The sequence below is a fragment of the Pseudomonas sp. Y5-11 genome, assembly GCF_022368695.1.
GTDB classification, from domain to species: Bacteria; Pseudomonadota; Gammaproteobacteria; order Pseudomonadales; family Pseudomonadaceae; genus Aquipseudomonas; species Aquipseudomonas parakoreensis.
The window spans coordinates 757,172-778,246 of the sequence record NZ_CP058974.1 but is presented as its reverse complement, the minus strand read 5'-3'; the positions used below and the strand labels follow the sequence as shown (position 1 = coordinate 778,246).

Below are 21,075 nucleotides of genomic sequence, written 5' to 3'. Positions count from 1 at the left end.
CTGCCCTCTCCCTTGGAGAGGGTGATGGGCTTCTAGAGAATCGGTGAAATAAGCCGGGCGATCCGCATGCCGAGCTGTTGCAGGCGGTGGATCTCCCGGCTTTCCTCTTTGGCAACCTCGTAAGCCTGCTCGAAATCATCGTTGAGCATACGTTCCACATGGGCGGCGAATTCGCTGTCGACGGTCAGTAGCATCACTTCGAAATTCAGCCGGAACGAACGGTTGTCCAGATTGGCGCTGCCGATGGCGCTGATTTCGCTGTCGATCAACACCACTTTCTGATGCAGGAACCCCGGTTCGTAGCGGAACACCCGCACGCCGGCGCGCACCGCTTCGAATGCGTACAGGCTGGACGCGGCGTAGACGATGCGGTGATCGGGGCGCGATGGCAGCAGCAGGCGCACGTCGACGCCGCGCAGCACCGCCAGGCGCAACGCGGCGAACACGGCTTCATCGGGAATGAAGTACGGGCTGGTGATCCACACCCGCTCGGTTGCGGCGTGGATCGCTTCGACGAAGAACAGCGAACAGGTTTCGTAGGCGTCGGCCGGTCCGCTGGCCAGCAACTGACAGAGCACGCCGTCGTCCGGGTAAACATCCGGCAGGATCAGCGGCGGCAATGTGCGCGCAGCCCAGAACCAATCCTCGGCAAATGACTCCTGCATGCAGGCCACTACCGGCCCGCGCACTTGCACATGGGTATCGCGCCATGGCGCCAACGGCGGCTTCTCGCCCATGTATTCATCGCCAACGTTGTGCCCGCCAACAAAGCCGAGCACGCCATCGACCACGACGATTTTGCGGTGGTTGCGGAAATTCACCTGGAAGCGATTGAGCCAGCCGCTACGTGTGGCGAAGGCTTTGACCTCGACACCGCCATCGCGCAACGCCTGTACATAACTGTGGGGCAGGGCGTGGCTGCCGATGCGGTCGTAGAGCAGATAAATCGCCACGCCTTCGGCAGCTTTCTTCAGCAACAGATCGCGCAGGCGCTGTCCGAGGCGGTCGTCATGGATGATGAAGAACTGGATCAGTACGGCTTCGCGCGCTTGATCGATGGCCTGGAAAATCGCCTCGAAGGTCGCGTGGCCATTCACCAGCAGTTGCACTTCGTTATTCGCCAGGCATGGCATCCGCCCCAGTTTGGGCATGGCCCGTAGCGAGGCATAGGCATTTGAGGCGCGGGCGGTGAGGGCTTCTTCGACCCACGGTCGCCAGTTCAACTCGGAGATCGCCTGGCGCATCTGTTCGTTGGCCTGGCGCCGTGCCTTGATATAGCCGTCGAAGGTGCTGCGGCCGAAAACCAGATAAGGGATGAGTGTCAGGTAGGGAATGAAAATCAGCGACAATGCCCAGGCGATCGAGCCTTGGGCGGTGCGAACGGTCAGCACCGCGTGGATCGCGGCGATCAAGCCGAGGCTATGTATGAGGGCGATCAGATAGCCGAAAATGTGCGGTCCAAAATAATCCATGGGGCAGCCTTGCTCCTGAAGACTCAATGCGTAACAGACCATGTTCCGAGGCGAATGTCGCTATTTAATTGGTGCATGAACCGAAGCAATCGGCCGACGTCTAACGGCCACTACTGATCAGGAGTTTTTTCGATGAACGTTCGTCTGCTGGGTTTGGCGCTGGGCCTGGGTTTGGCAATGCCGGTGGTTGCGCAGGCGCAAATGCTGCAGCCGGGGCTGTGGGAAATGACCTCGAGCAACGTCAAAGTCGATGACCAGCCCATGGATGTGCAATCGATCCTCGGCCAGTTGCAAGGCCAGATGACCCCGCAACAGCGGGCGGCGCTCGAGAAGAACGGGATCAACATCGGCGGCAAGGGCATTCGTGCCTGCCTGACGCCGCAGCAGGTCGCGACCAACGATATTCCGCTGGCCGATCCGCAGTCGGGCTGCAAGCAGCAGATCACCGAGCGCACCGGCAACCAGTGGAAATTCCGCTTCAGCTGCCCGAAAGCGCAAGGCACGGGTGTCGCGACGTTCCTCAGTGATCGTGAGTTCACCACCGTGGCCAACGGCACGTTCAATGCGATCGGAATCAACCAGAAGGGCAGTCTGGAAACCCGTGCGGTGTGGTTGGGTCAGGATTGCGGCACTGTGAAGCCAAGAGCTTAAAAGCTTCGCGAGCAAGCTCGCTCCCACAGGGCCAGCGCGACTCCTTGTGGGAGCGAGCCTGCTCGCGAAGACGTTCTGTCAGACACCTGATCATTCAACGCATAAACCGCAGCGGCAGCCCCTGACAGCTTTCGTTGATGCGCTGCTCCCGCCAGGCAATCTGCCCCGACACCAACGTCGTATTCACCCGATAGCGGAAAGTCTTGTCAGCAAACGGCGACCATCCGCACTGCGACAGAATCGGTTGCCGCGACACCTCCATGGCCGCGGGCTCAACCAGCACCAGATCCGCCCAATACCCCTCGCGCAAATAACCCCGATCCGGAATCGCAAAAAGATCCGCCACCCGATGGCTGGTCTTCGCCACCAACGTGGTGATCGGCAGCACGCCATCGGCCACCAGTTCCAGCAGTGCCGGCAGGGCGTGTTGCACCAGCGGCAAACCGGACGGTGCTTCGGTGTAAGGACGCTGTTTTTCCGCCCAGGTGTGCGGTGCATGATCGCTGCCGATCACATCCAGCCGGTTGCTCAGCAGCGCCGCGCGCAAGGCATCGCGGTCGGCCTGGTTCTTGATCGCCGGGTTGCATTTGATCAGGTTGCCGAGTGCTGGATAGTCGCGGTCATCGAACAGCAGGTGGTGCAGGCAGACTTCAGCGCTGATGTGCTTTTGAGTGAGAGGTTTGTCTTCGAACAGCTCCAGCTCGCGAGCGGTGGTCAGGTGCAAAACGTGCAGGCGGGTGCCGTGACGTCTGGCCAGTTCCACCGCCAGCGAAGAGGATCGGTAGCAAGCTTCGGCATCGCGGATCAGTGCGTGGATATTCGCCGGCAGGTGGTCGCCGAGGCGTTCGCGCAGACGTGCTGCATTGGCCTCGATGCTCGGTGTGTGTTCGCAATGCGCCAGCAGTATCGTCGGCACCTCGGCGAACAGACGTTCGAGAGTCTGCGGATCATCCACCAACATGTTGCCAGTGGAGGCGCCCATGAACACTTTGACCCCGGCCACTTCGCAGGGGTTGAGCGCGGCTACGGTGTCGAGGTTGTCCTGACTCACACCGAAGTGGAAGCCATAGTTGGCCACGGAGTTGATCGCCGCCCGACGCTTTTTATCCGCCAGCGCTTCGAGGGTAAGCGTGGCCGGTTGGGTGTTGGGCATGTCCATGAAACTGGTGATGCCACCCGCCACCGCTGCGCGTGACTCGGTGTGGATGCAGCCTTTGGCCGGCGCTCCCGGTTCGCGAAAATGCACTTGGTCATCGATCATGCCCGGCAACAGCCATTGGCCATTGGCGTCGATCTCCACACGGGCATTTTCACCGTCGATGCGGCCTGCGATCTTGACGATGCGACCATGGCTGACCAACAGATCGCCGTCGAACTCGCGTCCTTCATTGACCAGTCTGGCGTTGCGAATCAGCACGCTGCTCATGGTTCAGAACTCGTTCTGCAAGGCTTTGTAACCGCGCACCAGATCGACGTTGGTGCGCGCCACGTCTTCGGAAAACTCCGAGGCGCTGACACTCACCGGCGGGAACTGCGAGAGGTCGGTGTTGGGGCCGATGCGGGTGGTGGAGGGCACGTAGAACGCGTCCGGCAAATCGCGGCCATCGACCACCGAGTTGTGCCGCACCACACAGCCGTCACCGACCACGCAATTGAACAGCACGCTGTTGAAGCCGATGAACACCCGGTCGCCGACCACGCACGGGCCATGCACGATCGAGCGGTGAGCGATCGAGGTGAATTCGCCGATGGTCACGGCAGCGCCGGATTTGGAATGGATCACCACGCCGTCCTGGATGTTCGAATTGGCGCCGATGGTGATCGGCTCCATCGTGCCCGAAGCGTCGACTTCGTCGGCGCGGATCACTGCGTAGGGGCCGACGAAAACGTTCTCGCCAATGATCACCTTGCCGCAGATGATCGCGGTTTTGTCGACGTAGGCCGACTCGGCAATTTGCGGCAAATCGCCGGAAGGGTTTTTGCGGATCATGGTTGGCTCAGCGCGTCGTAAAGGGTGTTGAGGTTGTATTCGAACAGTCCGGTAAAGGTGCTGGCGGGGCCACTGGCGGCGAGGGCATCGGAGTACAACGTGCCGCCGATATGCGCGCCACTTTCCTCGGCGATCTGCTTGAGCAGACGCGCGTCCTTGATGTTTTCCATGAACACCGCTTTGACCTTGGCCTGACGGATCTGCGTGATCAGTGCAGCGACTTCGGCGGCCGATGGCTCGCGCTCGGTGGACAGACCTTGCGGCGCCATGAAATCGATGCCGTAGGCCTGTCCGAGATAACCGAAGGCGTCGTGGCTGGTGACGATCTTGCGATTGCCCGGTGGCAGCGAGCCGAGCTTGGTCTTGGCTTCGGCGAGCAGGGCGTAGATCTGTTTCAGGTAGGTCTGGCTGTTGCGTTGATAATCGGCCTTGTTCGCCGGATCGGCAGCGATCAGCGCCTTGGTGATATTGGCGATGTACAGCTCAGTGTTAGCCAGGTTGTGCCAGGCGTGCGGGTCGGGAATGGTTTCACCGTCTTCATCGAGCGAGCGCGGAATCACACCGTGGCTGGCACTGATGAGCGGGGCCTGGGTGCCGGTGCTGGTCACCAGTCGATCAAGCCATGGTTCGAAACCGAGGCCGTTCTTGATGATCAGTTTGGCTTTGAGCAGCGCTTTGGCGTCGTCCGGTGTTGGCTCATAGGTATGCGCGTCGGCGTCCGGGCCGACCATGTTGGTGATCTGGATATGCTCGCCGCCGACCTGATGCACCATGTCGGCGAGGATGCTGAAGCTGGTGACCACCGGCAATTTTTCCGCCGCCGATAACGACATCGACAGCAGCAAGCTGAACAACACGAGTAGAACGCGCATCGGGAAACACCTCATTGGGATGTGAGCAAAGGCGGGCGGCGCAGCAGACCGTGAACCGGTCCGAACACCACGGACAGCAAGTAGGCGGACCCCGCGACCAGCACGATGGCCGGCCCGCTGGGCAGCGAGTAGTCGAACGACAGCAACAATCCAAGCCACACCGACAGGCAGCCAATGAGTGCGGAGATGGCAATCAGGCTTGGCAGACGACGACTCCAGAACCGTGAGGCAGCGGCAGGCAGCATCATCAGACCCACCACCATTAATGCACCGATGGCCTGGAAGCCGATCACCAGATTGAGCACCACCAGGGTCAGGAACACGCCGTGGGCGAGAGGGCCGAGGCGGCTGACGGTTTGCAGGAATAGAGGATCGAGGGTGTCGAGCAGCAGCGGTTTGTAGATGACGGCCATGGCGATCAGACTGAGGGCCGAGACCCATAACATGCCGTTGAGGGTCGGGCCGTCGACGGCGAGCGCCGAGCCGAACAGCAAGTGCAGCAAGTCGAGGCGTTTGCCGGCGATGCCGAGAATCAGCACGCCGCTGGCGAGCGAGATCGGGTAGATCGCGGCGAGGCTGGCATCTTCGCGCAAACCGGTGCGACGGGTAATCCACGCGGCCAGCCCGGCCATGCTCAGGCCCGCACCCAGGCCACCGAGCGTTAGCGCGGGCAGACTCAGACCGGCGAACCAGAAGCCCAATGCGGCGCCGGGAAGAATGCCGTGAGCGACGGCGTCGCCGATCAGGCTCATGCGCCGCAGTATAAGAAAAACGCCGAGCGGTGCTGTGCTGCAGGCCAATACCAGTCCGCCGAGCAGCGCTCGGCGCATGAACAGGAACTCGCTGAACGGTTGCCAAAGGTGAGCGACGGTGAGCATCAAGCCACCTGCGTGCCAGGTGTTTGCTGGATCAGCTCGACGCTGTCGCCAAACACGCATTCGTGGTTTTTGATCAGCAGTGTCTGCGGGATGTGTTGGCGGACGGCGGCCAGGTCGTGGCAGACCACCAACAAGGTTCGACCTTCGGCGTGCCAGGCGTGGATGTGTTGCCAAAGCAATTGCTGACCCAGTTCGTCGAGCGCAGCGTGGGGTTCGTCGAGAAGGAGTAGCGGCGCGTCAGCCAGACTCAAACGGGCGAGCAATGCGCGTTGCAGTTCGCCACCGGAGAGCGCCATCAGTGGGCGCTTCTCGAGTCCGCTCAAGTGCCAATTATCGAGTGCATGAGTGAGGCGCTGTGCGCGCAGTTGGGTCGACAATCGACGGCCCCAGAACCCGGCAGCCACCAGTTCTTCCAGGCTGATGGGAAACTGTCGATCGAGGTGTTGCTGTTGCGGCAGGAACGACAATCCTCCTTGGCGTGGAACCCCTAGCGCAATTTTTCCGGTCAAGGGTTTTTGCAGCCCGGCGATGACTTTCAGCAGGCTGCTTTTACCGCAGCCGTTAGCGCCGACGATAGCGCTCAGACTGCCACTTTCCAGCGTGACCGTCAGTGGTGAAGTCAGCGGTTGGCTTGGCGCGCCCCAGCTCAAGGAATGGCAGCGGATCATGCGTGTTCTCGATGCCAGTGGCTTTCGGCGACGGCGTCGTGGGCGTGCAGACTTTCAGCGTGAATCACTCGCAGGTGGAATCCGCTGACACCGGGGCAGCGCCGCAGGGCCAGATTGAGTCGTCGCGCGGCGTCTTCGCAGAACATCAGGTTCTGCCCGTTGGCCAGCGCGAAGGCTTGTTCGTCGGCGCGTTTCACGGCGGTTTGCACGGCGGTGCCCAGTGCGGCTTCAGCGTCATTGATGATCACGCTGAGGGGCAGCTCATCGATAAACTCGTCCAGATGCATGTGCAATTGCGCGGTGCTGCGTTGGCTGTGCGGAGTGGCAACGATGCCGTGGCTGGAACCAAGCCAAGCCAGAACTTCAGCGTGCTGCAGTGGCTTGTTGGCAAAATCATCGATGAACTGCTGCTGGATCAGTTGCCTCGCTAATGCGGCTGAGCACGGGCAGGTCGAGGAGTAGGGCACATCGATCTTGAGTTCCACGTGGAACACGTTGTTTTTGAGGCTGGCAGAAATGCTCACTGGATAGCTTTTCCACCCCGCCAGTGGGCTGACCAACGCGGGTCGTTTCAGCAGCACTTCGCTGTGGATATTCAGGTAGGCATTGCTGGATAAGCCCTCGTGGCTGGCCAGAAAATCGTCCAGTACCTGATGCAAAACCCGTGGAGAAAGGTTCTGCTGCTCAAGCGTTGCCAAGGCCAGATACAAACGCGACATGTGAATGCCACGCGCCTCACCATCGTCAAGACTGACGCCTGCATCTGCCTTAGCGCTCAGACGCTGGCCATCCAATAAAACCGGCAAGGCAATGCCGCGCATTCCCACCCACTCAAGCGGTAATGCTTGTCGAGAGGCTTGAGTGGCGATATCCGGAAGTGTCAGCGAATTCATGTTCGGAACCATCGTGTTGACTGAATTGGATGTTACATTATAACAATTCAAATCACGATGCTTTTTTCATGAACGGGTTTTCATATGCACAGACGCCACTTGCTCAGTTTGTTTTTGACCAGCGCAGCCTTGGCTCTGCCCTTCAGTGTCTCGGCAACCCAAGTGCGAAATGCGCGGCTCTGGCGTTCGGGTGAAAAGCTGCGACTGGTCTTCGATTTAAGCGGCCCGGTGCGCTACAAAACGTTCACGTTGAGCGCGCCAGAGCGCTTGATCATTGACCTGTCCGGGGCGAGTCTGAGTGGTGATTTCAGTCAATTGCCGTTAGCAGATACGGCCATTCGCTCGATCCGCGCCGGGCATTTTGGTCAAGGCGATACCCGGATCGTTCTCGATCTGAACACTCCCGTTGTATTGAACAGCTTTGTTTTGGCACCGCAGGATGGTCAAGGACACCGTTTGGTGCTCGACCTGATGAACGCCGATAAAGTGCTGAGCAGCGCAGTGGTTCCACGTGAAACATCCACGAATAACCATCACCTTAAACGCGACATCATTGTCGTGGTTGATCCCGGACACGGTGGTAAAGACCCTGGCGCCGTCGGCGCAAAGGGTGAGCGGGAAAAGGACGTGGTGCTGTCCATCGCACAATTGCTCGCCAAACGTCTTAAAAAGGAGAAGGGCTTCGACGTGAAATTGGTGCGCAATGACGATTTTTTCGTGCCCCTTCGCAAGCGTGTAGACATTGCCCGTCAGCACAAGGCCGACATGTTTATCTCCGTGCACGCCGATGCAGCGCCGCGACTGACGGCGTCGGGAGCTTCGGTGTATTGCCTGTCAGAAGGGGGTGCGACGTCAGCGACTGCACGCTTCATGGCACAGCGCGAGAACGGCGCAGATCTGCTTGGCGCGACCAGTCTGCTCAATCTCAAGGACAAGGATCCGATGCTCGCCGGCGTGATCCTCGACATGTCGATGAACGCCACCATCGCCGCCAGTCTGCAACTCGGCAGCAGCATATTGGGCAGTCTGCAGGGCATCACCACATTGCATCAAAAGCGCGTGGAACAGGCGGGATTTGCGGTGCTGAAGTCGCCGGATGTGCCGTCGATCCTGGTAGAAACCGGCTTTATTTCCAACGCGCGTGACAGCCAGCGCCTGGTGACAACTCGACATCAACAGGCTATCGCTAATGGGTTGTTTGAAGGATTGCAGCGCTATTTCCAGCAGAACCCGCCAACCGACAGCTACATCGCCTGGCAGCAGGCGCAAAAGGTGCAGGTTTAGCAGCCGGTGATCCGGCTGCAGGTGAACTTCGCGCTGCTGCCGCCTGAGCTGGAGAAGCGATTGATCGTCGTCCAGCCCACGCGACGGGTATAGCCGACCCAGGCTTCGCCGTCAGAGGCGATGCCGGTGAAGAACGTCAGTTGGCCGAACCGACTGTTGGTCTGCGCCCAGTAGCGTTTGCCGTCCTTTTCAAAGCCACGCAGGTAAATCGTGCGGCCCGCCGTATTCACGCTGTAGGCGTTGCCTTGCGCATCGACACATGCCAGCAGGTTAGCGCTGTGTGTGCACTTGGCGAGCATCGGCGCTTGTCCCCATACGTTGGCACCCGACAGCAATGCCAGACTCATTAGCGAGCATTTCAGGACATTTTTCATCACGGTTCCCGACGGGCAGATGGCATGCAGCTTCATGCTCTTTATCGGTTTGGGCAAGAGCAGGTCTGGCTAATTCATATTGTTATACTATAACATTAATTTTATTGAGCCTGAGTCCGCCGATTTAAAGCGTCAGCTTCTGCCGTCACGCTGTCTTGAAGCTCTAGAACGAGGCGCGTTACGCCAAATCCGGCATAAACGCCCATCGGCCACCATCTGATGAGGATTATCCAATGTCATCTCCGCTTCCCGTGACCGTTCTTTCGGGCTTTCTCGGCGCTGGAAAAAGTACGGTTTTGAATTACGTACTACGTAATCGAGAAGGTTTGCGCGTTGCAGTCATCGTTAACGATATGAGCGAGATCAACATTGATGGCAGCGAAGTCCAGCGCGATGTCCGCCTGAACCGTGCTGAAGAAAAACTGGTAGAGATGAGCAACGGTTGTATCTGCTGTACGTTACGCGAGGACCTGTTGGAAGAGGTCAGCAAACTTGCTCGCGAAGGCCGTTTCGATTATCTGCTCATCGAATCCACAGGTATTTCCGAGCCGCTGCCGGTCGCCGAAACCTTCACCTTCCGCGATGAGCTGGGTCAGAGCCTCGCCGACGTTGCTCGACTCGACACCATGGTCACGGTAGTCGATGGCGTGAACTTTCTCCTCGACTATCAGGCTGCCGAGAGCCTCGCGTCCCGCGGCGAGACTTTGGGCGACGAAGATGAACGCTCGATCACCGACCTGTTGATCGAACAAATCGAGTTTGCCGACGTACTGCTGATCAGCAAGATCGACCTCATCAGCCGCCAGGCGCGTGACGAACTCACGGCAATTCTCAAGCGCCTCAATGCCCAGGCGGAAATCATCCCGATGGTGATGGGCGAGGTGCCGCTGGAGAAGATCCTCAACACGCGCCGATTCGATTTTGCCAAAGCCGCCCAAGCCCCGGGCTGGTTGCAGGAATTGCGCGGTGAGCATGTGCCGGAAACCACCGAGTACGGCATTGCTTCCACGGCTTATCGCGCACGCCGCCCGTTCCATCCGCAGCGTTTTTACAGCTTCATTGACCGTCCATGGACGAACGGCAAATTACTGCGCTCCAAGGGCTTTTTCTGGTTGGCCAGCAAACCCTCCGACGCAGGAAGCTGGTCGCAGGCAGGCGGCCTGATGCGCCACGGTTTCGCTGGACGCTGGTGGCGTTTCGTGCCGAAAAACCAATGGCCGCAGGATCAGGACAGTACCGCAGCAATCATGGAAAACTGGACGCCGAGTGTCGGAGATTGTCGTCAGGAGCTGGTGTTCATTGGTCAGAACATCGATTTCGTACAGCTCAAGTCGGAGCTTGATGCCTGCCTGCTGACTGACGAAGAAATGGCTGCTGGCGTAGACCGTTGGCGCACGCTGCCGGATCCGTTCGGCCCTTGGCACGATGAGGCCGCCTGATGCTTGCGCTCAAGCTGCAGCAGAATCGAGTACGTCATCAGCATCATGGGGCGACGCCGAAAACGCTGACTCGAATCCTCGAAGACGACGTCAATCTTGCGGTCTGGCAGCGCCAACTGCCGCTGCACATCGCCGATTTCGCAGCGTTGTTGCTGTCGCTCAACGAGCCACTGACGCAGTCGCTCTGCCTCGAATTGCCGGATGAAGACGGCGAGCCTGATCTCAGTGGACTGGCCGCCGGGTTCCGTGACCTGGAAGGCTACGAAGGCTTTGTCGCTGATCTGAGATGGCTGGTCAGTGCCTTCGCCTGCCTGCTGGGTGCACGGCGTATTGGCCTGCGCCTGCGGGTGCTGGACAAGGCCATGTGTCCGCGCTTCCACGTCGATCATGTGCCGGTGCGCCTGATCACCACGTATGGCGGAATCGGCAGTCAGTGGCTCGAGGAGGGCGCGATGGACCGTGAGCAATTGGGCCAGGCGAACGCTGAGCCAAACGACATGGCGAACATCCAGCAACTGCAGAGTGGCGACGTGGCGCTATTGAAAGGCGAGAAATGGCACGGCAACGAAGGCTTCGGTCTGATCCATCGTTCTCCGCAACTGCCAGCGGGTGAACGACGGTTGCTGCTGACGCTCGACTGGCTCGGTTGACGGCTCAAGGCTTGAGCCATTTACCCTGGCTCTGGCCTTCGCAATACGGCTTCAAATACGCCATGTCTGAAGCCACGCCGTAATAGTGGATATCCTGGCGATAGGGCATATTGGCGACTTGTGCGTTGCTGCACACGCCGAACGCGCCGCTCGGGCATTGATCGACGTACTGCACCTCGACTTTCTGCCCGGCCAGGGTCGGTTGGCAGAACCCGTCGCTGAACAGCTTCTCGGGAATACTGCGGTTTTGCTGGCAAACCTTGACGTCGAGTCGCTCGCCCTGACTGTGCACAACGCAGGCTTGAGCCAAGGCTTCGCTCGACAGCAACATCAACAGCAACGACCATCCCATCCAACGCATGTCCAATCCCCTCAGAAAACGCCCAGTCATGTTGCAGAACATTCCTACCCATGTCATCGCCGGCCCTTTGGGCGCCGGCAAGACCAGTCTGATTCGCCAGCTCATGGCCCAACGGCCGGAAGGCGAGCGCTGGGCGGTGCTGATCAACGAATTCGGTCAGATCGGCCTCGACGCGGCGCTGCTGACCCGCGATGGCGATGGTATCGCACTGGGCGAAGTCGCCGGAGGGTGCCTTTGTTGCGTGAACGGTGCGCCGTTTCAAATCGGCCTCGGTCGTTTGCTGCGCAAGGCCAGACCGGATCGGCTGTTCATCGAGCCGTCCGGACTGGGCCATCCGGCGCAATTGCTCAAGCAGTTGGGTGAGACGCCGTGGTTGGGTGTACTGGCGCTGCAGCCCTGTGTGTCAGTGCTGGATGCCCAGGCACTGGCAGCCGGGAAAGCGTTGCCACCCGCTCAGCAGGACGCTTTGGGCAGCGCCGGTCTGCTGTTGCTGAACAAGACAGAAGGTCTGGATGAGGCTGTGCGGCAGACCATCGCCGAGCGTTTGCCGGCGGTCAAATTGATCTGGACGCAGCAGGCGCAACTGTCTTTACGCGAGTTGCCGGGTGTGACGGCGCAAGCACTGGCGGGTGTGGATAACCTTGTTGTGCCGCAGGGGGCGGGACCGATTCCGGCGCTCTGGAGCGACCCGGCATCGCCGATCTGCCTGAGTCAGGCACAAGAGGGCGGTTGGAGCATCGGCTGGCGTTGGCACCCGGGACAGAGGTTCGATACGCAACGTCTGAGCCAATGGCTGCAGAGCCTGAACTGGCGGCGGGCGAAACTGGTTATCCATAGCGCCGAGGGCTGGATCTCGGCCAATGCCGTGGATAACGCTGAACTGGATTGGCAGCCCAGTGAGTGGCGCCGGGATTCGCGTATCGAGCTGATTTTTGCCGACGCGCACAATGTCACTGATTTGCAGGCAGGCCTGGCGCAATGCCAGATTCAGGTGAGTTAGTTCAAGGCTTCCACTTGTTGTGTTCCTGACGCCATTGGCTCAGCTCGATCACTTCGGCCCGTGGGCGGGTAACCTCAACCACCGGTGGCGTGTCGTCGAACGGCGCCGGGTAGGGCGCCAGTTCAATCTGAGCGCTGTGCGCACCAAACTGGGTGATGGTGCCGTTGTGCCGGGTTTCGCCGGTCACGGTGAACTCGAAGTTATAGACCCGGGCCAGGCGCCGCCGGCCGCTGGCATCCTTGATCAAGCCGATTTTTTTCAACGCGACGTTACCGTCCAGCAGTTCGACGCCGACGTTGATGCAATGCTGCTTGACCCGCTCCAGCGCCCGCTCGCGCAAGCCGTGGTTGTGCCAAAGCCATGCGCCGGCAGCGGCGAACAGCATCAGCACGAAGATGTTTTCGAGGGTCAGCATCAACAAGAAACTCCAAAAGATTGGTCCAGCTTAACTGCGTCGCCGGTCTGTCGTACAGGCTGTGTTTCGTCGCATACTGCGCGGCTTGAATTTCAATCGTTTTACGGAATAACCCGAATGAAACGTACGCCTCATCTGCTCGCCATTCAGTCCCATGTGGTCTTCGGCCACGCCGGCAACAGCGCTGCGGTTTTTCCGATGCAGCGGGTCGGGGTGAACGTCTGGCCGCTCAACACCGTGCAGTTCTCCAACCATACCCAGTACGGCCAATGGGCCGGTGAAGTGCTGGCGCCGCAGCAGATCCCCGAACTGGTCGACGGCATTGCCGCCATTGGCGAGCTGGGCAACTGCGACGCTGTACTCTCCGGTTATCTGGGCAGCGCCGCGCAGGGCCGGGCGATTCTCCGTGGTGTCGAGCGCATCAAATCGGTCAATCCGAAGGCGTTGTATCTGTGTGACCCGGTGATGGGCCATCCGGAGAAAGGCTGCAGCGTGCCGGCCGAAGTCAGCGACTTTCTGCTGGAAGAAGCCGCGGCGGTGGCGGACATCATGTGTCCGAACCAGTTGGAACTGGACAGCTTCTCCGGGCGCAAGCCGCAGTCGTTGTTCGATTGCCTGGCGATGGCCCGGGCGCTGCTGGCGCGCGGGCCGAAAGCGGTGCTGGTCAAGCATCTGGATTATCCGGGCAAGCCGGCGGATGGTTTCGAGATGTTGTTGGTGACCGCTGATGAAAGCTGGCACTTGCGCCGTCCGCTGCTGGCGTTTCCGCGTCAGCCGGTGGGCGTGGGCGATCTGACGTCCGGGCTGTTCCTCGCGCGGGTGCTGCTGGGCGACAGCCTTGTGGCGGCGTTCGAGTTCACAGCAGCGGCGGTGCATGAGGTGCTGCTGGAGACCCAGGCGTGTGCCAGTTACGAGCTGCAACTGGTGCGGGCGCAGGACCGGATCGCGCATCCGCGGGTGAAATTCGAGGCGACGGCGATCAGTCTGTAATCGCGTTATTGTTCAAAAGATCGCAGCCTGCGGCAGCTCCTACAGGGGTGAACATTAATCCTCTGTAGGAGCTGCCGCAGGCTGCGATCTTTTGCTTTAAGCGTCGCCCTTGATCTCCTGATAACGCTTCTCCAGCTCCTGACGAATCTGCCGACGCTGCTGCGCCTGCATATAACGACGCTTGTCTTCACTGTTCTGCGGTTGCAGCGGCGGTACGGCGGCCGGTTTGCGTTGGTCATCCACCGCCACCATGGTGAAGAAGCAGCTGTTGGTGTGGCGTACCGAGCGCTCGCGGATGTTCTCGGTCACTACTTTGATGCCGACTTCCATCGAAGTATTGCCGGTGTAGTTGACCGACGCGAGGAAGGTCACCAGTTCGCCGACATGGATCGGCTCGCGGAAAATCACCTGATCCACCGACAGCGTCACCACGTAGCGGCCGGCATAGCGGCTCGCGCAGGCGTAGGCCACTTCGTCGAGGTATTTGAGCAGGGTACCGCCGTGGACATTGCCAGAGAAGTTGGCCATGTCGGGGGTCATCAATACCGTCATCGACAGTTGGGCGTTTCCGGGTTCCATAACGTTCTCACGGATCAAGGCTGGATGGCTGGACGCACCTCTGCGGGTGCCTGGTGGCTTTTTCAAAAGCACCGTTATCGGGACGCCAGACGGCTGGCTGCCGTCACGCCGCGACCGATCTGTTTCCTTATATTGCACCGCCTTCCAGCCGGAAGTCGCGGTGTTAACCTGCAAAAGGCCCTGCCCAAGGGCAATTCCTACACAAAAAGCGGATTTTTACCCAACTCGCTCAGAGCTTTCTGAAGTCTCACGGCGGGTCATGTCATACAAGGAGCCCACACCATGCATGCCATCAGCTTTATTCAGGACCTGGCAGTGATCATGTTGGTCGCAGGTGTGGTCACCGTGCTGTTTCACCGCTTCAAGCAGCCGGTGGTGCTCGGCTACATCGTCGCCGGTTTCATCATCGGCCCGCACACACCGCCGTTCGGACTGATCCACGACGAAGAAACCATCAAGACCCTCGCCGAGCTGGGGGTGATTTTCCTGATGTTCTGCCTCGGGCTGGAGTTCAGCCTGCGCAAGTTGTTCAAGGTCGGGGCCACGGCGTTTATCGCGGCGTTCCTCGAAATTGTCCTGATGATCTGGATCGGCTATGAAATCGGCCGCTGGTTCGACTGGAACACCATGGATTCGCTGTTTCTCGGCGCAATCCTCGCCATTTCCTCGACCACCATCATCGTCAAGGCGCTCAACGACCTGAAGATGAAGAACGAGCGCTTCGCCCAGTTGATCTTCGGCGTGTTGATCGTCGAGGACATCCTCGGCATCGGCATCATCGCCTTGCTGTCGAGCATCGCGGTCAGCGGCACGGTCAGTTCGGGCGAAGTGTTTTCCACGGTTGGCAAACTGTCGTTGTTCATGATCGTCGCGCTGGTGATCGGCATTCTGCTGGTGCCGCGTCTGTTGGCTTATGTCGCCAAATTCGAAAGTAACGAGATGCTGCTGATCACCGTGCTCGGCCTGTGTTTCGGCTTCTGCCTGCTGGTGGTCAAGCTCGAATACAGCATGGTGCTCGGCGCCTTCCTGATCGGCGCGATCATGGCCGAGTCGCGGCAGTTGCTGAAGATCGAGCGCCTGATCGAACCGGTTCGCGACCTGTTCAGTGCAATCTTCTTCGTCGCCATCGGCCTGATGCTCGATCCGATGATCCTGCTGCAATACGCGTGGCCGATCGCGGTAATCACCGTGGCGGTGGTGCTCGGCAAGATGTTGTCCTGTGGCCTCGGGGCGTTTATCGCCGGCAATGACGGACGCACCTCACTGCGGGTCGGGATGGGGCTGTCACAGATTGGCGAATTTTCCTTCATCATCGCCGCGCTCGGGATGACGCTGCAGGTCACCAGCAACTTCCTTTATCCCGTCGCGGTGGCGGTGTCGGTGATCACCACGCTGCTGACGCCATACCTGATCCGCGCGGCCGATCCGCTATCGATCAAACTCTCTGCGGCGGTACCCAAGCGTCTGGGCCGAGTATTCGGCATGTACGGCGAGTGGCTGCGCAGCATTCAGCCGCAAGGCGAGGGCGCGATGCTGGCGGCGATGATCCGGCGGATTCTGTTGCAGGTCGGGGTCAACCTGGCGCTGGTGATCGCGATCTTCTTCAGCGGTGCGTTCTTTGCCGGACGGCTGTCGGAGTGGATGCAGGACTGGGTCGCTGATCCGAGCTGGCAGAAGGCGTTGATCTGGGGCGGTGCGCTATTGCTGTCGCTGCCGTTCCTGATCGCCGCGTATCGCAAGCTCAAGGCGCTGTCGATGCTGCTGGCGGAGATGGGCGTGAAGCCGGAGATGGCCGGGCGGCACACGCAGCGAGTGCGGCGGGTGATCTCCGAAGTGATCCCGATCCTCTCGCTGCTGGTGATCTTCCTGCTGTTGGCAGCCTTGTCGGCCAGTATCCTGCCGACCAACAAGTTGCTGGTGCTGGTCGCCGTAGTCGCGGCCGCCGTGGCGGCGCTGCTCTGGCGCTGGTTCATCCGTGTGCACACGCGGATGCAGGTGGCCCTGCTGGAAACCCTCGACAACCACAAGGAGTCGTCGGGGCACTGACCCACCCGGGCGTTTGGCGAATCAGCTTTCCAGCCAGACGTCCCGCGCCCAGTGCCACACCGATTCCCAGGACTCTTCGGTGATCAGCTCTTCTTCGCCGGACCACAGCACGACGGTGCCGTCTTCCTCCACGCAGTAGTAGTCGTCGCCGTCCTGGCAGATCGGGATCAGGTCGCGCGGCACACCGATGTCCCAGGCGTTGGCTGCAACCTCCGGCAGGTAGGTGTGCGATTGCGGGTCGGTGACGGTCACCGGCTCGAGGCTGCCGTAAACCACATCACTGACGGTCAGCAGAAACTCTTTGAAGACGAACGGGATGTTGATGAAGAGTTCTTCTTCGATTTCCACCAATTGGTCTTCGTCGGGCAACTCCAGGGGAACCGGTACGGGTTCGTTGGCTTCGCGCAGTTGTTCGATGATTTCTTCCACGTCCGGGATCCTCTTGCTTGAATGGCGCGGTTTATATGGGCCGGTTTATACAGTAGCTCGCTATAGATGCAACCGCGAAATAGAAAACCCCGGCCTGAGCCGGGGTTTTTATTACCACATGCGTAACGCGGTGGGGATCAGCCGTTCTGGCGGATACCGGCCACCAGCCAAGGCTGGTTCTCGCCCTGTGGACGTTCCATGTTCCAGCTTTCGCTGAACACTTCGCCCTGGTCGAAACGCGAGGTCTTCGACACGCCGCTGAAGGTCAGGGTGGCGATGGTCTTGTCGGCGCGATCATCCACGCCGTCCAGCTGCACTTGCAGGTTGTCGATGTAGGTCGACTGGAAGCCATCGCCCAGATCCGCACGCTCACGCTTGAGGAACTCGAGCATCTGCGGGGTCACGAACTCGGCGATCTTGTCCATTTCGTTGGCGTCCCAGTGCTGCTGCAGCGACTGGAAGTGGCTGCGCGCGGCTTCAAGGAAGCGCTGTTCGTTGAACCAGGCTGGCGCGTTGATCACCGGACGAGCGGCAGCCGGAGCAGCCGAACCACCAAAGATCGAACCCATGGCAGCAGGCTTCTGTTCGAATACTTCACGCTGCATCGGCGCGCCGGCCGGAGCCAGGTGCTCCTGCTGCTTGCGTCGACGAGCGGCGATGAAGCGGAAGATCACGAACGCGATCACGGCCATGATCAGGATGTCGAAGATCTGCATGCCCTGGAAGCCGCCGCCCATGAACATGGACGCGAGCAGGCCACCGGCGGCGATACCGGCCAGAGGGCCGAGCCATTTCGAAGCGCCGCCAGCCTTGGCCGCGGCACCGGCAGCGCCGGCTGCACCAGCGGTCGCTGCTGCGCCGCCCATGCCTGGGGAAGAAGGAGCCATCTGGCTGGTCTGGTGCGTCGGCGCAGCGCCGGCACTTTTGCCACCACCAAAGCGCTTGGCGTTGGCGTCGAGGCTCATCGTCAGGCCGATGCACAACGCCATGGCGATGCTAAGAAAACGTTTCATAAAGGGAATTCCCGTTTGTGGAGACACGCGCGCCATGTTGCACAGCTGAAGTGTTACTGGCTAGCGAGAGAGTGTTTCGGGCTTTTGCCTGACAGGTTACGTTCAGCTCCGTCGAAGCAATAAGGCCATGTACTTTTGTCTGTAGGAAAAAGGGATAGGTTCAGCGAGAAATCGCTTAACGACGTAGCGCCAGCATCACCACACCGGCCGTGATCAGGCCGATGCCGCCCCATTGGCGCAGGTCGAGCTTCTCGCCCAGCAGGATCACGCCGAGCACCGCCACCAGCACCACGCTGAGCTTGTCCACTGGCGCGACCAGCGAAGCCGGGCCGACTTTCAGCGCGCGGAAATAGCACAGCCACGACGCGCCGGTACCCAGGCCGGACAACAGCAGGAACAGGTAGCTCTTGGCGGAAATTGATCCCAAGGACTGATATTGGCCCGTCGCGTACAAAATCAAGGCCAGGCTGACCAGTACCACGATGGTGCGCAGCAGAGTGGCGAAGTCGGAATTGACGTTTTCGATGCCGATCTTGGCAAAGATCGCCGTCAGCGCGGCGAATGTCGCCGAGAGCAGGGCCCAGAATGTCCAGGAAGAGAAGAAGCCTGAGCCCATGCAAATATCCTTGTTAGATCATCCAACGCCGACCCCTGTGGGAGCGAGCCTGCTCGCGAAAGCCACACTGCGGTTTATCAGATCAACCACGGTGATGTCATTCGCGAGCAGGCTCGCTCCCACAGAAAAGCGAAACCGGCGTCAGATCGCTTCCAGCTTGGCATACCCCAGCATCAGCCACTTGCTGCCTTCGCTGAAATTCACCTGCACCCGTGCCTGCGCGCCGGAACCTTCGAAGTTGAGGATCACGCCGTCGCCGAAGATCGAATGGCGTACTGCCTGACCCAGGCTGAAGCCGGTTTCCGGAATCTCGCTGCCGCTGAACAGGTTGCTGCCGCTCATCGACTGGTTGCCGCCAAACGGTCGGCTGACGCTGTTCGACAGACGCACTTCCTGGATCAGCCCCTTCGGCACCTCGCGGACGAAACGCGAAACCTTGTTGTAGGTCTCGCTGCCGTACAGGCGTCGGGTTTCAGCATAGGTCATCACCAGATTCTGCATGGCGCGGGTAATACCGACGTAGGCCAGACGGCGTTCCTCTTCAAGGCGTCCCGGTTCTTCCAGGCTCATCTTGTGCGGGAACAGGCCTTCTTCCATGCCCACCAGGAACACGTAAGGGAATTCCAGGCCTTTGGCGCTGTGCAGGGTCATCAGTTGAATGCTGTCTTCATGCTCGTCGGCCTGAGTGTCGCCGGCTTCCAGCGACGCGTGGCCGAGGAATGCCGCCAGTGGCGTCAGCTCTTCGTCTTCTTCGGTGTTTTCGAAGTTGCGCGCGGCGCTGACCAGTTCCTCAAGGTTTTCTACCCGGGCCTGGCCTTTCTCGCCTTTTTCCGCTTCGTGATAGGCGATCAGCCCCGATTGTTCGATGACGGTCTGGGTCATCAAATGCAACGGCATCTCCATGCACTTGGCGGCGAGATTTTCGATCAGCTCGATAAACGCCCCCAGGGCGCCGGCAGCACGACCGGTCAGGCCTTTATTGGCGACCAGTTGCCGCATCGCTTCCCACATCGACACATCGCTGTGACGGGCATGGTCGCGGATCGCCTCGACGGTTTTCTCGCCAATGCCACGGGCCGGGACGTTGATGACCCGCTCCAGCGCGGCATCGTTGCCGCGACCTTCCAGCAAACGCAGGTAGGCCATGGCGTTCTTGATTTCCGCGCGCTCGAAGAAGCGCTGGCCGCCATAGATACGGTACGGAATGCGCTCGCGCAGCAAGGCTTCTTCCAAAACGCGCGATTGGGCGTTGGAGCGGTAAAGAATCGCGATGTCGCTGCGAGCCAGGCCGGTTTTCAGCGCGCTTTCGATGGTTTCGACAACATAGCGTGCTTCGTCGTGTTCGTTGAACGCGGCATACAGGTTGATCGCTTCGCCATCGCCACCGTCGGTCCACAGCTCTTTGCCGAGGCGTCCGGTGTTGTTGGCGATCAAGGCGTTGGCCGCTTTGAGGATGCCGGCGGTGGAGCGGTAGTTCTGCTCCAGGCGGATGGTCACCGAATCCGGGAAGTCGGACGAGTACTGATGAATGTTCTCGATTTTCGCCCCGCGCCAGCCGTAGATCGACTGATCGTCGTCACCCACCACCATCAGGCTGTCACCGCCCTTGCCGAGCAGGCGCAACCAGGCGTACTGCACGGCGTTGGTGTCCTGGAACTCGTCCACCAGAATGTGGCGGAAGCGCTTTTGATAGTGCGCCAGCAGACCCGGATGATCGCGCCACAGGTCGAGGGCGCGTAGCAGCAGTTCGGAAAAATCGATGACGCCGGCGCGCTGGCAGGCCGCCTCGTAGGCTTCATAGATGCCGCGCATGGTCGCCAGGTACAAGTCGCCGCTGGCCTGAATGTGCTGTGGGCGCAGACCTTCGTCTTTCTGCCCGTTGATGAACCATTGGGCCTGACGCGCCGGCCAGCGTTGCTCGTCCAGCCCCAGCTCGCGGATCACCCGCTTGACCAGGCGTTGCTGGTCGTCGCTGTCGAGAATCTGGAAAGTCTGGCTCAACCCGGCTTCCTGCCAGTGCGCCCGCAACAGGCGGTGCGCCAGGCCGTGGAAGGTACCGACCCACATGCCGGCCGGGTTGATACCCAGCAACTGCTCAATGCGATGACGCATCTCGGCAGCGGCCTTGTTGGTGAAGGTCACCGACAGAATGGAGTGGGGCGAGGCGTTTTCCACCTGGATCAACCAGGCGATACGGTGCACCAGCACTCGGGTTTTACCGGAACCGGCACCGGCCAGGACCAACTGACGGCCAACGGGGGCTGCTACGGCCTGGCGTTGGGCATCGTTGAGGGAGTTCAGCAGAAGGGAGAGATCATCGCGCATCGGGGCATTCTAGGGTGCGCCGCAGGCCCGGGCAAACCGAGCTTTGCATTAGCCGATGAAAGCGCCGTCGATGACGACCGGTCGGTCACTGGCTACAGGCTTCGGCCCGCCTCGCTTTGCGGGTTTTGCC

At 60.2% G+C, this 21,075-nt stretch carries 22 protein-coding genes; 7 read left to right on the top strand and 15 right to left on the bottom strand.

The window, feature by feature from the left end:
• Positions 1-32: 32 nt before the first annotated feature.
• A complete protein-coding gene (gene cls / locus HXW87_RS03505) occupies positions 33-1,472 on the bottom strand; it encodes a cardiolipin synthase (protein ID WP_095667958.1) in 1,440 nt (479 codons plus the stop codon).
• A gap of 132 nt (positions 1,473-1,604) precedes the next feature.
• Between cls and HXW87_RS03500 the strand changes: the two genes are divergently transcribed.
• Positions 1,605-2,123, top strand: coding sequence for a DUF3617 domain-containing protein (locus HXW87_RS03500; protein WP_027610324.1), 519 nt, complete (start codon positions 1,605-1,607; stop codon positions 2,121-2,123).
• 94 nt (positions 2,124-2,217) lie between these two features.
• Here the strand turns inward: HXW87_RS03500 and HXW87_RS03495 are convergent, their stop codons facing one another.
• From HXW87_RS03495 to folE2, 6 genes are read right to left on the bottom strand one after another with little or no spacing between them, the layout of a single operon-like run.
• Positions 2,218-3,549 (bottom strand): dihydroorotase, encoded by a 1,332-nt coding sequence (locus HXW87_RS03495; protein ID WP_095667959.1) that lies wholly within the window; start codon positions 3,547-3,549, stop codon positions 2,218-2,220.
• 3 nt (positions 3,550-3,552) lie between these two features.
• Complete coding sequence (locus tag HXW87_RS03490) at positions 3,553-4,113, bottom strand: DapH/DapD/GlmU-related protein (RefSeq protein WP_047297349.1); 561 nt, start codon at positions 4,111-4,113, stop codon at positions 3,553-3,555.
• On the bottom strand, positions 4,110-4,985 hold the full coding sequence (locus HXW87_RS03485; protein ID WP_095667960.1) for a metal ABC transporter substrate-binding protein: 876 nt from the start codon (positions 4,983-4,985) through the stop codon (positions 4,110-4,112). The genes HXW87_RS03490 and HXW87_RS03485 overlap by 4 nt, the downstream gene beginning before the upstream one ends.
• Before the next feature lie 11 nt (positions 4,986-4,996).
• A complete protein-coding gene (locus HXW87_RS03480; protein ID WP_095667961.1) occupies positions 4,997-5,863 on the bottom strand; it encodes a metal ABC transporter permease in 867 nt (288 codons plus the stop codon).
• Entirely contained in the window at positions 5,863-6,531 is a 669-nt protein-coding gene (locus HXW87_RS03475) for an ATP-binding cassette domain-containing protein (RefSeq protein WP_095667962.1), read from the bottom strand. The genes HXW87_RS03480 and HXW87_RS03475 overlap by 1 nt, the downstream gene beginning before the upstream one ends.
• Positions 6,528-7,424, bottom strand: coding sequence for a GTP cyclohydrolase FolE2 (folE2, locus tag HXW87_RS03470; protein ID WP_047297345.1), 897 nt, complete (start codon positions 7,422-7,424; stop codon positions 6,528-6,530). Before folE2 ends, HXW87_RS03475 begins: the two co-directional genes overlap by 4 nt.
• A gap of 84 nt (positions 7,425-7,508) precedes the next feature.
• Between folE2 and HXW87_RS03465 the strand changes: the two genes are divergently transcribed.
• Positions 7,509-8,708, top strand: a complete 1,200-nt coding sequence (locus HXW87_RS03465; protein ID WP_095667963.1) for an N-acetylmuramoyl-L-alanine amidase — start codon at positions 7,509-7,511, stop codon at positions 8,706-8,708.
• On the opposite strand, the gene HXW87_RS03460 is transcribed toward HXW87_RS03465, so the two are convergent.
• Positions 8,705-9,082, bottom strand: a complete 378-nt coding sequence (locus HXW87_RS03460; protein ID WP_095669266.1) for a glutamine synthetase — start codon at positions 9,080-9,082, stop codon at positions 8,705-8,707. The two genes, HXW87_RS03465 and HXW87_RS03460, sit on opposite strands and share 4 nt — an antisense overlap.
• Before the next feature lie 233 nt (positions 9,083-9,315).
• Here HXW87_RS03460 and zigA point away from each other — a divergent pair, with 233 nt between their 5' ends.
• Both zigA and HXW87_RS03450 read left to right on the top strand, forming a co-directional pair.
• Complete coding sequence (gene zigA, locus HXW87_RS03455; protein WP_239778437.1) at positions 9,316-10,521, top strand: zinc metallochaperone GTPase ZigA; 1,206 nt, start codon at positions 9,316-9,318, stop codon at positions 10,519-10,521.
• Positions 10,521-11,171, top strand: a complete 651-nt coding sequence (locus HXW87_RS03450) for a DUF1826 domain-containing protein (protein WP_239778436.1) — start codon at positions 10,521-10,523, stop codon at positions 11,169-11,171. The genes zigA and HXW87_RS03450 overlap by 1 nt, the downstream gene beginning before the upstream one ends.
• A gap of 4 nt (positions 11,172-11,175) precedes the next feature.
• Here HXW87_RS03450 and HXW87_RS03445 read toward each other — a convergent pair whose 3' ends face one another.
• Positions 11,176-11,532, bottom strand: a complete 357-nt coding sequence (locus HXW87_RS03445; RefSeq protein ID WP_047297341.1) for a hypothetical protein — start codon at positions 11,530-11,532, stop codon at positions 11,176-11,178.
• Between the two features lie 28 nt (positions 11,533-11,560).
• On the opposite strand from HXW87_RS03445, the gene HXW87_RS03440 reads away from it, so the two are divergent.
• The gene (locus tag HXW87_RS03440; RefSeq protein ID WP_239778435.1) at positions 11,561-12,532 is read left to right on the top strand and encodes a CobW family GTP-binding protein; all 972 of its coding nucleotides are present in this window, start codon (positions 11,561-11,563) and stop codon (positions 12,530-12,532) included.
• Between the two features lies 1 nt (position 12,533).
• Here the strand turns inward: HXW87_RS03440 and HXW87_RS03435 are convergent, their stop codons facing one another.
• Positions 12,534-12,947 carry a DUF3301 domain-containing protein gene (locus HXW87_RS03435; RefSeq protein ID WP_025112628.1) on the bottom strand — a complete coding sequence of 138 codons (414 nt, stop codon included), beginning with the start codon at positions 12,945-12,947 and terminating at the stop codon, positions 12,534-12,536.
• Positions 12,948-13,064: 117 nt separating this feature from the next.
• On the opposite strand from HXW87_RS03435, the gene pdxY reads away from it, so the two are divergent.
• Entirely contained in the window at positions 13,065-13,937 is an 873-nt protein-coding gene (pdxY, locus tag HXW87_RS03430) for a pyridoxal kinase PdxY (protein WP_047297339.1), read from the top strand.
• Between the two features lie 96 nt (positions 13,938-14,033).
• On the opposite strand, the gene HXW87_RS03425 is transcribed toward pdxY, so the two are convergent.
• On the bottom strand, positions 14,034-14,516 hold the full coding sequence (locus HXW87_RS03425) for an acyl-CoA thioesterase (protein WP_003229693.1): 483 nt from the start codon (positions 14,514-14,516) through the stop codon (positions 14,034-14,036).
• Positions 14,517-14,798: 282 nt separating this feature from the next.
• Between HXW87_RS03425 and HXW87_RS03420 the strand changes: the two genes are divergently transcribed.
• Positions 14,799-16,562, top strand: a complete 1,764-nt coding sequence (locus HXW87_RS03420) for a cation:proton antiporter (protein WP_041073855.1) — start codon at positions 14,799-14,801, stop codon at positions 16,560-16,562.
• A 21-nt stretch (positions 16,563-16,583) separates the two neighbouring features.
• On the opposite strand, the gene HXW87_RS03415 is transcribed toward HXW87_RS03420, so the two are convergent.
• The 4 genes from HXW87_RS03415 to uvrD form a co-directional block, all read right to left on the bottom strand.
• On the bottom strand, positions 16,584-16,991 hold the full coding sequence (locus tag HXW87_RS03415) for an SMI1/KNR4 family protein (protein WP_108184257.1): 408 nt from the start codon (positions 16,989-16,991) through the stop codon (positions 16,584-16,586).
• 137 nt (positions 16,992-17,128) lie between these two features.
• Positions 17,129-18,004: a Tim44 domain-containing protein gene (locus HXW87_RS03410; RefSeq protein WP_041073858.1), complete on the bottom strand. Its 876-nt coding sequence runs from the start codon at positions 18,002-18,004 to the stop codon at positions 17,129-17,131.
• A 175-nt stretch (positions 18,005-18,179) separates the two neighbouring features.
• Positions 18,180-18,620, bottom strand: a complete 441-nt coding sequence (locus HXW87_RS03405) for an EamA family transporter (protein ID WP_027610340.1) — start codon at positions 18,618-18,620, stop codon at positions 18,180-18,182.
• Between the two features lie 141 nt (positions 18,621-18,761).
• Positions 18,762-20,945 carry a DNA helicase II gene (gene uvrD, locus HXW87_RS03400; protein ID WP_041073860.1) on the bottom strand — a complete coding sequence of 728 codons (2,184 nt, stop codon included), beginning with the start codon at positions 20,943-20,945 and terminating at the stop codon, positions 18,762-18,764.
• Between the last annotated feature and the right edge of the window lie 130 nt (positions 20,946-21,075).